The following is a 14,068-nucleotide window of genomic DNA, read 5'->3' on the forward strand; positions in this document are numbered from 1 at the left end:
TGAACCCCGGCCGTGCTGGTGGGGAGGACGGGGTTCGTCCAGATCGCAGCCGCTGAGGATGGCGAGCCGGGTAGGTTCGGCCGGCTATGCCGGCCTGTCCGCCAGATGGCAGGCGACCAGGTGTCCCGGCCGGGCTCCCGGCTCCAGCGGGGGCGGCAGCCGGGAGCAGCTGTCCGCGACCTTCCTGCAGCGCGGATGGAACGAGCAGCCGGACGGCGGGTCGACGGGGCTGGGCGGCTCGCCGTCGAGGAGGATCTCCTGGCGGGTGCCGCGCAGCGCCGGGTCGGGCTGGGGCGCCGCCGACAGCAGGGCCTGCGTGTACGGGTGCGCCGCGGCGCCGTACACGTCGGCCTCGGAGCCGGTCTCGACCACCCTGCCCAGGTACATGACCGCCACGCGGTCCGCGAGGTGCTGGACGACACCCAGGTCGTGCGCGATGAACACGTACGCCAGCCGGAACTCCTCGCGCAGCTGCTCCAGCAGGTTCACGATCTGCGCCTGGACCGAGACGTCGAGCGCCGACACCGGCTCGTCACAGACCAGGACATCCGGGCGCAGAGCCAGGGCCCGGGCGATGCCCACGCGCTGCCGCTGGCCGCCGGAGAGCTGGTGCGGGTAGCGGTCGCCGTGGTCGGGGTTGAGGCCCACCACCTCCAGCAGCTCGCGCACCCGCCGGACGCGCTCGCCCCGCGCGGCCAAGTCGGGGTTCACGTCGTACGGCTCGCGTACGGCGTCGGCGACGGTCATCCGCGGGTCGAGCGAGCCGTAGGGGTCCTGGAAGATCAGCTGGATATGGCGCCGGGACCTGCGCAGCTCCCGGCCGCGCAGGTCCCGCATGGACCGGCCGAGCACGGTCACCTCGCCCGACGTGGGCCGTTCGTGCGCGGTGAGCATCCTGGCCAGGGTGGACTTGCCGCATCCGGACTCCCCGACGATGCCGAGCGTTTCGCCCCTGCGCAGCTCGAGGCTCACCCCGTCGACCGCCTTGAGCACGCCCACGGTGCGCCGGAGGATCCCCCGCCTGATGGGGAAGTGCTTGACCAGGTCGCGCACCTCCAGCACCGTCTCGCTCACGATGACGTCACCCGCTCCCACTCATGGCAGGCGGTGAGCCTGCCGGAGGCGATCTGCCGCGCCGGTGGCGCCTGGCCGCACGCGGCGGTGCCGTACCCGCAGCGGGGCCTGAACCCGCAGCCGGGATCCGGCGCGGCCGGGTCGGGCGGCGCCCCCGGGATCACCGCCAGCCGCCGGCCCCGCAGGTGCGGCCTGGGGATCGCGCCGAGCAGAGCCTCGGTGTACGGATGGGCGGGCCGGGCGTACACCTGCGCCGCGCCGCCCTGCTCGACCACCCGCCCGGCGTACATGACGGCGACCCTGTCGGCGATGTCCGCGACGACACCCATGTCGTGGGTGATGAGCACCAGAGCGGTGCCGTGCTCGCGCTGGATCTCGCCGAGCAGCCTGATGATCTGCGCCTGGACGGTCACATCCAGAGCGGTCGTCGGCTCGTCCGCGATGATCACCTGCGGGTTCAGGGCGATGGCCAGCCCGATGCCCACACGCTGGCGCATGCCACCGGAGAACTGGTGCGGGTAGTCGCGCGCCCGCCGCTCGGCAGCGGGGATGCGCACCAGGTCGAGCACGTCGACGGCCCGCCTGCGCGCCTCCTTGCGGGACAGACCGCGGTGCGCGCGGAACAGCTCGGCTATCTGGTAGCCGACGCTCAGCACCGGGTTGAGCGCGGACAGCGCGTCCTGGAAGACCATCGCCATGGTGGTGGCGCGCAGCCGCCTCCGGCTCTCCTCCGGCAGTCGCAGCAGGTCGACACCGCGCAGCCGTACGGAGCCCGCGGTGATCGTGCCGGCCGGCGGCCTGACCAGCCCCATGGCCGCCCGAGCCGTCACGCTCTTGCCGCTGCCCGACTCGCCGAGCACGGCCAGGGTCTGGCCGCTCTCCACGGCGTAGTCGACGCCGTTGACCACTCTGGTCCGGCCGAAGCGCACATGCAGGCCGGAGACGGCGAGCAACGGCGCGGAGTCGTCGAAGCCGGGCAGGGTTTCGAGCGAGCTCATGAGATGGTCACCACCTAGCGCAGTCGGGGGTCGAAGGCGTCGCGCAGCGCGTCGCCGAGGAGCACGAAGCTGAGCACCGTCACGGTCAGGAAGATCGACGGGAAGATCAGCAGGTGCGGGGCCGAGGTGAAGTACTGCTGGGCGGTGTTGAGCTGCACGCCCCACGAGATCGCTGGGGTCCGCAGCCCCACGCCGAGGAAGGTGAGCGCCGACTCCGAGGCGATCACCCCGCCCACGCTGAGCCCAGTGAGCACCGCGACCGGCCCGAGGGAGTTGGGCAGCACGTGGCGCAGCAGGATCCGAGGGGTGCTCGCGCCCACGCCGCGCGCGGCGGCGATGTACTCGCTCCCGGCTGTGGCCAGCACGGAGCCGCGCATGACGCGGGCCAGGGCCGGCCAGCCGAACAGGATGAGCACGGTGGAGACGGTCAGCTCGTTGTGCACGTTCAGCGTCTGCAGGATGACGATCATCCCGACGAGCGCGGGGAAGCCGAAGAACACGTCCATGATCCGGCTGATCAGCGTGTCGACCCAGCCCCTGAAGTAGCCGGCCAGGCTGCCCAGCACGACGGCGACCAGGAGCATCCCCGCGGTGGCGAGCACCGCGATGAGGACCGACGAGCGGGCGCCGTACACGACGTTGCTGTAGAGGTCGCAGCCCTGGATGTCGAAGCCGAACGGGTGTCCCTGGGCAGGTGGCAGGCCGCTGTTCGCCAGGTCGCAGCGGCGCGGGTCGCCGCCACCGAACCAGCCGGCGAACGCCTGCGGCACTGCGGCCATGGCGCAGACGAGCAGCGCGAGCACGCTCGAGACGGCGAACGCCGGGCGGCGGCGCAGCTCCCGCCAGAGGCCGGAGCGGCGGGCCGGCCGCGGTTCAGTCGAGGCGGATACGAGGGTCGAGGATGCCATAGAGAAGATCCACCATGAGATTCACCAGCAGGAAGACGAGGACGAGCAGGGTCCCGACGCCCACGACGACCGGCCCGTCGTGTTGCGGGATCGCCGTGAAGATCTGGTAGCCGAGGCCTGGCAGGTTGAAGATGCCCTCGATGAGGACAGTGCCGCTGAGCAGGTACCCGAGGCTCACACCGAGTAGCGACACGACGGGGATCAGCGAGTTGCGCAGGACGTGCCGGATCACGACGGCCCGCCTCGGCAGGCCCTTGGCGGTGGCGGTGCCGACGTGGTCGGCGGCCAGGTTGTCGAGCACGCTCGTCCGGGTCAGCCTGGCGACCTGCGGCAGGCCGTACAGCGCGAGGACCAGGCCAGGCAGGACGTAGGCCAGCGGCCAGCCGGCCTCGGTGCCCGACACGGGCAGCCAGCCGAGGTTGACGCCCAGCACGATCTGCGCGACGTACGCGACCACGAAGAACGGCACACCCATGATCAGGGTGGTGCCGCCGAGCACGGCGACGTCCGCCGGCCCGCCGCGCCGCAGGCCGGCCGCGGCTCCGAGCAGCACGCCCATGACCGCCATGAACAGCCAGGCCGTCACGCCGAGCTGGACGGTGATCGGCCAGCTCGCCCCGATGATCTCCGAGACCGGCCGGCCGGTCAGGCTCGTCCCCAGGTCTCCGGTGAGCAGGCCGGCCAGGTAGAGGCCGTACCGGACGAGCAGCGGCTCGTCCAGGTGGTACTGCTCGCGCAGGGCCTGCTCGACCGACGGCGACAGCACCCGGTTCGGGCCGGCCAGCGCCTGGATCGGGTCTCCGGGCAGAGCGTAGACCGCCATGTAGATGATGAAGGTGGTGCCCAGGAGCACGGGCACCGCCACGAGCAACCGGCGCAGGACGTACCTGCCCATGGGCCCGCCTCAGCCGACCTTGACCGCGGCGAGCACCGCGCCGCCGAGGAACTCCGGTCTGACGCCGCTGACCCGGGTGGAGTGGGCCAGGCCGCCGACCGGCTGGAACAGCGGCGACAGCGGCAGCCCGTCGAGGGCGGTCCTGGTCGCCTCCCTGGTCAGGCCGAACGCCTCGTCCTGGCCCGCGCTCGCGGCCCGATCTCGCAGCGCGGCGAACTTCGGGTCGTCGTAGCCGGTCACGTTGGTGCCGGATCCCTTGGTGAACAGCTGGTCCGCCAGCGCGTACAGGTGGGGGTAGCCGGCGCCCATGTAAAGCAGGACGGGGCCGTCGATCTTCTTGGCCGTCAGGTTGGGGTAGAGCTGGTCGACGGGCTGGGCCTGCGTCGTCACCGTCTCGATGCCGAGGTTCGCGCGGAGCTGGTTGCCGACGGCCTCGAGGAGCACGGTGTTCAGGGGGTCCTGGTACGTCCAGAGCGTGAGCGGCCCCTTCCAGCCGCCGGCCTCGGCGAGCAGGGCCTTGGCCCTGGCCGGGTCGAAGGAGCAGGCGGCGCAGTCCGCGTCACCGCCGCCGGGGATGTTCGGCCCCGCCAGGCCCTTGGCGGGCTGGCCGAAGCCGCGGAGCAGCGACTTGACGATGGTGTCGCGGTCGACCGCCTGAGAGAACGCCTGCCTCACCCGCAGGTCGGAGAAGCGCTTGTCCCAGAGGGGGAAGCCGAGGTAGACGACCGCGGGGAAGGGCACCCGCACCAGCCGGTCCTTGAACTGGGTGGCGGCGTTGGTGAGGTTGTTGCCGGTCACCAACGTGACGTCGACGTTGCCGGCCTGCAGGTCCCGGTAGGCGGCGGCCTCGTCCTGGTACGACTTGGCCTCGATCCGGGCCGCGTTGCCCGGCTGCCCCTTGTAGCCCTCGAACTTCCGCAGTACGACCTTCGTGGCGCCCGCGGCGAGGCCGTCGCCCTCCAGCCGGTACGGCCCGTTGCCGATCGGCTTGCGGTCGAAGCCGTCGAGGTCGGAGAAGGCGGCCTTGGGCATGGGCGCGAACGTCGTCTGGGCCAGTACGTACGGCAGCAGCGAGAGCGGCTTGGTGAGCGTGACCTTCAACGTGCTCCGGTCGGCCACCTCGATCCCTGACAGGGTCTTCTTCGACGGCTTGCCGTCGGCGGGGTTCAGGTCGGCGTAGCCCTTGAAGGCGGCGAACATGTAGTTGTTGGTGAAGGCGTTCGGGCCGTAGGCGGTGGCGTTCCATGAGTCGGCGAACGACTGCGCGGTGACCTCCTCGCCGTTGTGGAACGTCCAGCCCGGCTTGAGCTTGATCGTCCACGTGGTGTTGTCGGCGGACTCGATCGACTCGGCCATGGCGTTCACGGCCTTGCCTGTCGCCGTGTCGACGCTGGTCAGCGGCGTGAAGAGGGCGTAGTCGAGGTTGCTGCCGATGGACTTGCCGGGCGTGAAGTGGGACAGGAAGTAGGAGGTCACGCCCACCGCGTAGGACTTCTCCGCCGCGGGCGCGGCAGCGCCGGACCCGCTGGAGCAGGCCGCTGCGGTGACGGCCAGCACGCTCGCGACGACGGCCCCGCCCAGCGTCTCCCCGGCGTTGTCGGTGGTCTCATGACAGACATCTGCGGGCACCTCCAAGGATGCTCGGCACGTAGGGGTGTGGGGATGGCAGCTGCCGGGATCGCGCCGGGATCGCCCGCGCTGGGTCGAGCGTGCCATAGCACTGGCCGGCGTTCATTGTCGGGAAGTTCAACCCTCAGCTGCGCCTTTGTCAGCTGGAACAGCGGGCCTCCGCCGGGTGAACTGCGCGTTTCAGCCGCGTTGCGGGTGCTCGGACACCGTGCCGGCTGCTGTGCCGGTCGCGGGTGCATCAGATGCGGTGCCGGTGCGTCCACCGGCCGCCGAGCAGCGTGCCGAGCACCTCGATGCCGCGTAGCTCAGCCGGGACCAGGCCGGCCGGGTCGGTCGCGGTGATCATCAGGTCGGCGGCGTCGCCGGGCCGGATACCGCGCCGCCCGCGGCACGCCGAGGACAGCACGACCTCCAGCGGGATCGCCTGTTCGGGGTGCCAGGCCGGGCGCTCGTCGTCGGTCCTGGCGATCGCCGAGGCCATGCCGTCCCACGGGTCGAGCGGCGCCACCGGGGCGTCGGAGCCGAGTTCGAGCACGGCGCCTGCGGCGAGCAGGTCGGCGTAGGCGAAGGCGCGGTGGGTCCTGCCCCGCCAGTGCAGGTCGGCCACCTCCCGGTCGTCGGGCGCGTGGGCGGGCTGCACGCCGGCGACCAGGCCGGGCCTGGCGAACCTCGCGAAGTCGGCGGGCCTGATGAGCTGCGCGTGCTCGATCCTGCCCGGACAGCCGACGCGCTCGAACGCGTCGAGGGCGATGCTCGCGGCCAGGTCCCCGATGGCGTGCACGGCGGGCTGGATGCCGTGCTCGCCGGCCAGGCTCATCGTGTCGTGGAGATCGTCGGGTGACGTCTCCAGCAGGCCGCGGGCGTCGGTGCCGGGGTACGGCTCGTCGCAGTAGGCGGTCCTGGTGTTGAGCGAGCCGTCGACGAACATCTTCACCGGGCCCACCTCCAGCAGCCCGCCGGATCCGGCGACGGGATCTCCCGTGCGCAGGCCGCGGCCGATGGCCTCCTCCAGCCGGTCCTTGGGTATCGAGCAGCTGACCCGTACGTCAACGCGCTGCTCGCCCACCCTGCGGCTCCAGTCGGCGACGTTGTCGGCGAACTCGAAGTCGAGCAGTCCGACCACGCCGCGCGCCGCCGCGGCGGTGGTGGCCTCGGCCACCCAGCGATCGAGCTCCTGTTGCGGCGGCTGGGGCAGCGCGGCCATCGCGGTGTAGCAGTCGCGCTCGCGCAGCACGCCGGTGGGATGCTCTGCCATCCCGACGGCCGCCAGGGCGGCCGGACTGAACCAGGCGGTGTGCAGGTCGTTGCTGACCATGACGATCTTCCGTCCCGGTGCCGCCGCGTGCAGCAGCGACTTGTGCGGGACGTCCGGCCACAGGCCGTCGCGGAAGCCGTACCCGACCGTGAAGCCGGAGTGCGGGAGGACCAGGTCGACCGCCTCCCGCGCGGAGCGGGCGCCGCTCAGGTCGACCCTGCGCCTGCCCTGCGCCCACTGCACCATGTGCACGTGCGCGTCCCACAGGCCGGGCAGGAGCGTGCCGCCCCGCACGTCGACGGATTCGTCAGCGGGAGGCGGCTCGGTGCTCACCTCCTCTATCCGGCCGTGAGCGATCAGGACATGGCGGATCGGGCCGCGCAGGCCGATCCGCGCGTTGCGCAGCAGTAGTGAGGGCATGCGACGACGCTAGGCGGCGACCCGCCGGGGACTCATCGTCGAGAGCGGACATCCCGCCCTGCCCGCCTTGTCGCCCGCCACATGCTCGCCGTGCGCCACAGCTCGCCCCCTGGGTCCGAGCTCGCCACCCGCCGCGGTCCCGTCGCTCTGGGCTGCCCGCCCGCTACAGCTCGCCCCGTAGCTCGAGCAGACGGAGCTGCAGCCAGATCACCAGCCGCTCGGCGGGGTCGCCGAGGTCGACGTCGAACAGCTCCTGCAGCCGGCGTACGCGATAGCGCAGCGTGTTCTCGTGGACCGACAGCACCGCGGCCGCCTTGGCCGCCTCGCCGAAGGCGTCGAGGTAGGCCAGCAAACTGACGCCGTGGGTGGTGGAGTGCGCCCTGTCGTGGTCGAGCATCCGCTGCACCGGCTCCAGCACCTGGTCGACCGCGACCCCGCCGCGCTCCACCAGCTCGAGCAGGGCGACCCGGCTGCGTACCCGCTCGTCGGTGACCAGCGCCACCGGCTCTCCGGCGGTCTCGGCGAGCACACGGATGACGCGCTCCGCCAGCCGCCTCGAGGACGGTACCCCGCCCAGCCCAGTGACCACGGGACCGACGCCCGCGCGCAGGCTGAGCCGCGCGGACTTGCGCACCGCGGTGACGGCGTCGATCGCCACGCGGGCCAGCCGCGAGGGGGGAGTGCTCGGCGGGACCGGCAGCAGGGCGTAGACCCTGCCCCAGCCGGTCGTGCAGACCGCCTGCGGCTGCCAGGACTCGCAGCACAGGCCGACCAGGTCGACGATGCTCGCCACTGCGGTGTCCGGCTCGGGCACCGGGTCGGACGGCGCGAAGGCGACGATCGCCACCTGCGATTCCACCGGCAGGCTCAGCCGCGCGGCCGCCACCGACTCCGACGTCGCGCCGTCGAGCAGGGCGCGCAGCGTCTCCGAGCGGTGCCAGCGCTGCGGGTCGCCGGGGTTGCGAGCGCGGAGCAGGTGCATCGCCGCGATCCTGCCCGCGTCCTCCAGCAGCCGCATGGCATCCGGCACCACTGGCGGGTCGCCGTCGAGCACCCAGATGAACCCGAGCAGCTGGGCGCCCACCCGGACCGCCGTCGCCAGGCGCGGCGTGTGCCCCGGCCCCAGGCTGTCGAACCGCACAGGACCGTCGGCCTTGAAGACGCGGCTGTACTCGGTGCGGTTGGTCGGCCGCTGCGGAGTCTTGCGCCCCAGGATGCCGAGCCTGCGGATCTCGTCGATCTCCTGGCCGGGGACGTTGGAGTAGCCGAGCACGTTTCCCTGCGGGTCCTCGATGCAGGTGGCTCCGCCGATCGTCGCGGCGACCGCGTTGGCGAGCGCGAACAGGTCTCCCGACCCGACCGAGAGGGAGGCCGTGGTGGCCGCGCCGGGTCCGGAGACGGCCGCGGTCAGCAACGCGTCGAGCTGCCGCCACGGGATCTGCCGGGGGGCGATGAGCAGCGCTATCCCGGAGGTCTTCGCCACCTCGATGAGAGGCCCGAGGTCCGCACCCCTGTCCTTGACGACTACGGCGTGGTACGCCAGTCCGGCTGCCTGCCGTACCAGGTCGCGAGTTTCCTGGCCGGACACCCGCGCGCCCACGGCGAGCAGGACACAGCCGGGTCGTTCGCCGAGGGGATCGTCCGGGTCGTGGACGACGGGCTCGCCCACGGTGATCGACCCGTCAGCAGGTAGGTAGGCGGCGGACAGCACGTGGCTCCCCATCGTCTCGAGCACCTGGCTCAGCGGGGGGCGGTAGGGCCGCCTCATCGAGCCGTCGGGCAAGAGGTCGGAAACCGACATTCGTCTCCCTCCCGTGGCGGAAAGGCCTCATTCAACAGCATTCCGCTTGACGGACGCCACAAGAGCCGAGCCGTGACCTTGGCAGCCGGCACGATGCACGCGCGCGAACACCGTGCGCATACTTGGGCGTGCTCGACCCAACGCTCATCTCAGAACTCGACTCCGTTCCCGACTTTGATCGCTTCGCCACCGTGGACGAGGTCCACGGAAGCCTCATCCGACTGGCGGACGACCATCCCGGCGTGGCGTCGCTGCGCCGCATCGGCACCTCCCGCCTCGGCGACCCGCTGCTCTGCCTGACCGTGGGCGACGGCCCCCGCCATGCGGTCGTCGCGGCCGGACCGCACCCCAACGAGCCCATCGGCGGGCTGACCGTGGCGCATCTGGCCGGGCGCCTGTGCGCCGACGCGGAACTGCGCCGCACCACCGGCTACACCTGGCACATCGTGGGCTGTCTCGATCCCGACGGGACCAGGCTCAACGAGGGCTGGTTCGCCGGGCCGTTCACCAAGGCGCACTACGGCAGGCACTTCTACCGGCCGGCCGTGGACGAGCAGGTGGAGTGGACCTTCCCGTTCTCCTACAAGCGGGCCTATTTCGACCGCGTGATGCCCGAGACCCTGGCGCTGATGCGCCTGATCGACGACACCCGCCCGGCGTTCCTGACCACCCTGCACAACGGCGAGACCGGAGGCGTCTTCTACTACCTGAACCGGCCGGAGCCCGAGCTGCAGGCGGTGCTCAAGGCCCTTCCCGGGCGATACGGCGTCCCCCTGCACGCGGGGGAGCCTGAGCATCCCTCCGTGAAGCAGCTGGAGCAGGCTTTCTACCTCGCTCCCTCCATGGAGAACGCCTACGACTACATCGAGGCCCTCGGGCAGGACCCCACCGAGCACATCAGCGGCGCCGCCAGCGACTCCTACATCAAGAAGTACGGCACGCTCGGGCTGACGGCCGAGGTGCCCTACTGGACGGACGCCACGGCCGGCGACACGACGCCGACCGGCCGGGTCTACCGCGACCTGGTGCTCGCTCAGGCCGCCGACCTCCGCGCCACCTTCTCCGTGCTCGACGAGACCCTGAGTGCGGCCGCCGGCGACCTGGTCACCGGGTCCCCGTTCATCCGGGCAAGCAGGAGCTTCATCCCGATGCTCGCCGGGATGGCGGCCACCGGCGAGAGCCGAGCCGCCGCCCCGGAGAACGACAGGCCCGCGACCGTCGCCGAGCTCTCCTCCTGCCGCGACCTGCTGCACAGCGTACGGCTCCGGTTCGGCGGCATGCTGCTGCGGGCGTTGGAAGGCGAGCTGGCAGTGGGCAATGGAACCCCGGCCATCCGGACGAGGGCCCGAGCGCTGTCGGAGACCTACGCCAAGTGGTGCGCGGAGGCGGAGTCGGGCGCGTCCGAGGAGACGATCCCGATCCGCCACCTCGTGGCCATCCAGTACGGCGGCATCTTGGCAGGCGCGAGACAGGCGGCGCGATCCTCGCCGGCCGCTGGGCGTGCCTAGCGGCGCATCACCTGGGCCAGCGCCGGGTTGGTGCCGTCGAACGCGCGGATCACCCGCTCGACGATCTCGGCGGGCTTGTCCTGGCTGAGCTTGGTCTTGCCCACCACCCGCGCGGGCACCAGGCGAAAGGCGGTCACAGCCGGAGCGAGCCTGCGAACGTACCCCTCCACCGTGCTCATCCGGAACGGCTCCGGCCGTCCGGCCTCGAAGTGGTCGACCGTGTCCGAGAGCACCTCGTAGGTCTCCTCCGGCCCGAGGACCTCGGGCGTGCCGTGCAGGTGCACGGTGACGAAATTCCAGGTGGGCACGTACGGCCCGGCCCCGTACACGGTCGGTGAGACGTAGCCGTGGGGGCCCTGCACGACGATCACCACGGGCTGCTTCCCCAGGCCGTGCAACTCGGCGTCCTCGCGGGCCAGGTGACCGACGACGGCGGCGCCAGGGTTGGCGGGATCCGGCATGATCGGCAGGTGCGAGACGACCGGCCCACCGTCGCTCACCAGCAGGGCCCACCCGTGAGCCGCGATCAGCGCGCGCAGCGCCAGCGGATCGTCCAGGGCATATATCGGTTGCTCCAGCATGAAGGAGATGGAACAGCGGTCACGGAGGCCCTGTCACGGTGGAGCGGCACAAGGTCGGCCGCCGGCTTTGCGACTCCCGACAAAGCCGGGCCTGTAGGTTCGAGGCGAACGGGTGAACACCCACTGGTGCTGCGGGTGCCTGTACCACCGCGCCGGGCGGGGCCGACGCTGCCCTTACCGTGGCCGCCACGAGCAAGACCGAGGCGCTGGCCAGGTTCTCTGTCCCTGTCCATCGCGCAGAACGGCAGCAAGGTCTTCCCCGAGCTGAGCAAGGCCGACACCCTCGCCAGGGCGTACAAGGTGCTCAACACCAAGTCGAAGATCGCCAAGGCGCTGCTCGACATGGAGTTGCTGGCCGCGTGGCTGAACTACGCGCACGGCGTGTACAACTCCTCGGCCAAGGTGCACGGCGACACCACGCTGAAGCAGGCGATCGAGACCGCTGAGAAGTACCGGACGGGCAAGGCGACCACGGCCCAGCTGAAGAAGTCGGCCGTGTTCCTCTACCAGCACGTCAACAAGTAACACCCGAACATAGCGCTCCCCGGACAGTCGCTCCGGGTAGCGCTATGTCGCTTTAGGTGTGATTCACGGATGCGGCAAGGCGACAGGCCGCTCCGCTTGCCCTACCCAACCCGGTCGAGGCCGATATCGAGGTCATCCGCCGCGATCGTCTCGGCGGGCTGATCCACGAGTATGCGCAGGTCACATGAGGTGACATGGTTTTCGGCACCCACACCCTGGACGATGCACGGCCCCGTCTCCCACCGCGTGCACGTCTGCGAGGGATGCGAGATGGCCGGGGAGCCGTGGGTGAGCGTCGGCCTGGTCCACCCGCCCCCCGACACCTTCACCGTGCCGACCAGCCGTACCGGCGCCGGCCTGGCTGGCACGCGCTGCGACGCGTTTCGGCCTACGGGCGCGCCGACGCCCCGCGCCTCGTACCTCTGGCTCGCCGGGCCGATCACCCCTGTCCTGTGGACACCGCCGAGCCGTGGTGGCCATAAGTGATCAGAGTGTGGGCTGGGTTATGAGCAGCCGCCGGTGCCACCGTGAGAGTGATCAACGCGCCCCCGGCAGGAGCGGGGCGCTGGTGAGCCCTTGGCGCGATGGTGAGCGACACGGCGGCGCGGGTTTCGACGAGACCAGCTGCCCTCGCCTTCGCTCACGCGGCCGGGGCGTCTTGACGTTGTGTCGAACGTATGTGGATGAGGAGAATCAGGTGCACCAATCAGAGCCCCGGGGCCTTACGCGATGGCTGCGACGGCTGCTCGTTTCCGCGGGCGTCGCCGCGCTTGCCGGCGGTGTTCTCGCGGTGCCGGCATCGGCTCAGGCGGAGACCCGGCAATCGGCATCCGTCCAGAACGCGGAGTCCAGTGGGCCGATCTACCAGCTCATCAATCGGCAGACCAGTCAATGCCTGTTCTACCACGCTTCGGGATTCGGGACGGAGCCGTGCTCGAACAGCAAATACCAGCGGTGGTATTGGGACAGCCCAGGCAAGAACTGGCACTCGGAGTGGGCTACCTGGTGCATGACGCCTTCCAAGGACTTGAACGGCAAGTCACGCCCCGCGATGTACCTCGGGCACCGGTGCGCCCCGCTCGCCGACACCAACCACGTCGAGCTCGGGGGAGGCTTGGCGATGATCAGCTGGCCGAAGTACAACCTGTGCCTCGACTCCAACGGAAAGCCGAACACGGGCAACACGTACGCGGCCGTGTTCCTGTCCGAATGCCACAAGGACGATCTCGGTCAGCAGTGGATCAGGAAGGTCGTGGGCTGAGCGGAGGCGTCTTCCCCGCTCGGCGAGCCGTTGCCCCCGTCTGACGCGGCAGCTCGAAGGCCTCGTCCGGGATTCGGACGGGGGCCGGCCTCCACATGCAGATTGAAGTGCGTGAATGGAGATCCGGCCGCGTCGAGCGGGCGCTACCCGCCGACCTCACCCCGGCGTACGCCAATAAGGCGACCGAGGCGCGGGTCCGGAACGTGACGCAGTCATCGGCACGATCGACCCTGCCCGGTCCCTGGCCGCGCAGCGCGCCTACCTCGCGTCGTTCTTCGATCTGCACCTGCGCCGCCGCGACAACCACCTGCTCGACGGCCCGTCCGCGACCTACCCCGAGATCAAATTCGTGAAGTAGGACGGACACCGGCTGTGAGGGCGCCGTCTTCGATGCCGAACCGCCCCGCACCAATTTGCGCCATCTTCGCCTATGAAATGGGATATTCCGGAATGGTGATCTCATGCTGATTGATCCCGGTGTGGCCGCCACCTTCTGTCTCGCGGCGTTGGTCATGGCTCTGGTTCCCGGGCCGGACCTGCTCTTCATCACCGCCACCGGCCTGGCCTCCGGACCACGTGCCGGAGTGCTCGCGGCGCTTGGCATGTCGGCCGGACTCGCCGTCCACACCACCGCGGCGGCGTTCGGGCTGGGCGCACTGCTCCAAACCTTCCCCACCGCCTTCACCGTGGTGCGGATCCTCGGCGCCGTGTATCTGGTCTACCTCGCCGTCGGCTCGTTCCTGGCCGCAGCTCGGAAGGACGACGCCGATCCCGCTCGAGCACGGGCCGAGCAGGAGCTCTCCGCCCGCCGTGTCTTCGGCAGGGCCTTGCTGACCAACCTCGCCAATCCCAAGGTGATCGCGTTCTATCTGGCGTTCTTCCCGCAGTTCGTCGATCCGGCACGGGGACATGTGATGGCGCAGTTCTTCGTCCTGGGCGCCCTTTTCATCCTCATCGGATTGAGCGTCGACGCGAGCGCCGGCCTTCTCGCGGGCCGGCTGGGTGACTTCGTCCGCGGCCGCTCGTCCGTTCAGCGGTGGCTGCACTGCTTGTCGGGCACTGTTTTCGGGGTCCTCGCCGTACGCCTGGCCACCGACACCCGATAGACACCGGTCTCCCGAGATCCCCCGGGAGAGGGAGGAGAACCCCTCTCGTGGGGGAACCTGCCAGATCGTTTCGCCAGGAATCGTAGGAGACAAGGAGGTCATCTGAT

The 14,068-nt window shown here is 70.7% G+C and carries 13 protein-coding genes; 5 read left to right on the forward strand and 8 right to left on the reverse strand.

Translation table 11 applies throughout. The annotated features are described in order from the left end of the window. Positions 1–84: 84 nt before the first annotated feature. The 7 genes from H4W81_RS08740 to H4W81_RS08770 all read right to left on the reverse strand — a co-directional run bounded on the left by H4W81_RS08740 (position 85) and on the right by H4W81_RS08770 (position 8,980). The gene (locus tag H4W81_RS08740) at positions 85–1,074 is read right to left on the reverse strand and encodes an ABC transporter ATP-binding protein (protein WP_192774327.1); all 990 of its coding nucleotides are present in this window, start codon (positions 1,072–1,074) and stop codon (positions 85–87) included. Then, positions 1,071–2,072, reverse strand: a complete 1,002-nt coding sequence (locus H4W81_RS08745) for an ABC transporter ATP-binding protein (protein ID WP_192774328.1) — start codon at positions 2,070–2,072, stop codon at positions 1,071–1,073. The genes H4W81_RS08740 and H4W81_RS08745 overlap by 4 nt, the downstream gene beginning before the upstream one ends. 14 nt (positions 2,073–2,086) lie before the next feature. Continuing rightward, complete coding sequence (locus tag H4W81_RS08750; protein ID WP_192774329.1) at positions 2,087–2,980, reverse strand: ABC transporter permease; 894 nt, start codon at positions 2,978–2,980, stop codon at positions 2,087–2,089. Further along, positions 2,946–3,875, reverse strand: coding sequence for an ABC transporter permease (locus H4W81_RS08755; protein WP_192774330.1), 930 nt, complete (start codon positions 3,873–3,875; stop codon positions 2,946–2,948). Before H4W81_RS08755 ends, H4W81_RS08750 begins: the two co-directional genes overlap by 35 nt. Before the next feature lie 9 nt (positions 3,876–3,884). After that, positions 3,885–5,504 carry a peptide ABC transporter substrate-binding protein gene (locus H4W81_RS08760; RefSeq protein ID WP_192774331.1) on the reverse strand — a complete coding sequence of 540 codons (1,620 nt, stop codon included), beginning with the start codon at positions 5,502–5,504 and terminating at the stop codon, positions 3,885–3,887. Positions 5,505–5,742: 238 nt separating this feature from the next. Next, positions 5,743–7,179, reverse strand: a complete 1,437-nt coding sequence (locus tag H4W81_RS08765; protein ID WP_192774332.1) for an amidohydrolase — start codon at positions 7,177–7,179, stop codon at positions 5,743–5,745. Positions 7,180–7,342: 163 nt separating this feature from the next. Then, positions 7,343–8,980: a PucR family transcriptional regulator gene (locus tag H4W81_RS08770; RefSeq protein WP_192774333.1), complete on the reverse strand. Its 1,638-nt coding sequence runs from the start codon at positions 8,978–8,980 to the stop codon at positions 7,343–7,345. 128 nt (positions 8,981–9,108) lie between these two features. Here H4W81_RS08770 and H4W81_RS08775 point away from each other — a divergent pair, with 128 nt between their 5' ends. Further along, complete coding sequence (locus tag H4W81_RS08775) at positions 9,109–10,488, forward strand: M14 family zinc carboxypeptidase (RefSeq protein WP_192774334.1); 1,380 nt, start codon at positions 9,109–9,111, stop codon at positions 10,486–10,488. On the opposite strand, the gene H4W81_RS08780 is transcribed toward H4W81_RS08775, so the two are convergent. Continuing rightward, positions 10,485–11,069 (reverse strand): FMN-binding negative transcriptional regulator, encoded by a 585-nt coding sequence (locus H4W81_RS08780; RefSeq protein WP_192774335.1) that lies wholly within the window; start codon positions 11,067–11,069, stop codon positions 10,485–10,487. The two genes, H4W81_RS08775 and H4W81_RS08780, sit on opposite strands and share 4 nt — an antisense overlap. A 135-nt stretch (positions 11,070–11,204) precedes the next feature. Here H4W81_RS08780 and H4W81_RS08785 point away from each other — a divergent pair, with 135 nt between their 5' ends. The 4 genes from H4W81_RS08785 to H4W81_RS08800 all read left to right on the forward strand — a co-directional run bounded on the left by H4W81_RS08785 (position 11,205) and on the right by H4W81_RS08800 (position 13,961). Beyond that, entirely contained in the window at positions 11,205–11,594 is a 390-nt protein-coding gene (locus H4W81_RS08785; RefSeq protein ID WP_192774336.1) for a hypothetical protein, read from the forward strand. Between the two features lie 222 nt (positions 11,595–11,816). Then, positions 11,817–12,080, forward strand: coding sequence for a hypothetical protein (locus tag H4W81_RS08790; protein ID WP_192774337.1), 264 nt, complete (start codon positions 11,817–11,819; stop codon positions 12,078–12,080). 541 nt (positions 12,081–12,621) lie between these two features. Continuing rightward, positions 12,622–12,855 (forward strand): RICIN domain-containing protein, encoded by a 234-nt coding sequence (locus H4W81_RS08795; protein WP_192774338.1) that lies wholly within the window; start codon positions 12,622–12,624, stop codon positions 12,853–12,855. Positions 12,856–13,316: 461 nt separating this feature from the next. After that, positions 13,317–13,961 carry a LysE family translocator gene (locus H4W81_RS08800; RefSeq protein ID WP_192774339.1) on the forward strand — a complete coding sequence of 215 codons (645 nt, stop codon included), beginning with the start codon at positions 13,317–13,319 and terminating at the stop codon, positions 13,959–13,961. Positions 13,962–14,068: the final 107 nt, after the last annotated feature.

The sequence above is a fragment of the Nonomuraea africana genome (assembly GCF_014873535.1).
In the GTDB taxonomy this organism is placed as follows: Bacteria; Actinomycetota; Actinomycetes; order Streptosporangiales; family Streptosporangiaceae; genus Nonomuraea; species Nonomuraea africana.